The organism is Larkinella sp. C7, from assembly GCF_006149005.1.
In the GTDB taxonomy this organism is placed as follows: domain Bacteria; phylum Bacteroidota; class Bacteroidia; order Cytophagales; family Spirosomataceae; genus Larkinella.
On sequence record NZ_VBSL01000095.1, the window covers coordinates 1 to 587 of the forward strand.

Annotated in this window: 1 protein-coding gene; it reads left to right on the forward strand. The window is 60.8% G+C overall.

What is annotated here, in order from left to right:
- On the forward strand, positions 1-587 hold a 587-nt coding region (locus tag FH871_RS33410; protein WP_171063036.1), incomplete at both ends, for a hypothetical protein.

Sequence of the window (587 nt, forward strand, 5' to 3'; positions counted from 1 at the left end):
GCCACGACGCCCACGGCCTTGCCCATTCAGGTGCAGAGTGCCAACCAGCTTACTGTTCAGATACCCGCCCAAACCGGTCTGGATCTTTACGAAATCTGGGTGGAAGACCAGGGGCAGCGTAGTCCCAGTGTATTCGTCAACCAGGCGCTGGGGCATCATTTCGACTCGCCGGAGGTCTACGCCGACGGCACGGTTCGGATCTTTGGCCGGAATCTGAAACTGGCCGGGGCAAATCCCCGCGTTCGTCTGCTGGCGGATGGTTCCAACACCGTTCACGAAGCGGTGGTGAATGCCGAGCAGAGCGACGCCTACCAACTGAGTCTGAAACTGCCCGGGAGCCTGCAGGCCGGAGTCGCCTACACGGTTTTGATCACCAACGGCCTGGGTGGCACCGCCGGTGAAACCCGCATGGATCTTCGGCTGATGGGCATCGCCCCCGGTCAGGACTATTTCCAGCTGGGGGTTGGCTGGGCGGCCAAACTGGACTTTTACCGCAACGTCTACAACGTTAAAACCGATACGCGCCTGCCTGTGAAAGCGGTAGGGAATGGGGTCGCCAACGATCAGCCCGCCCTGCAACAGGCCAT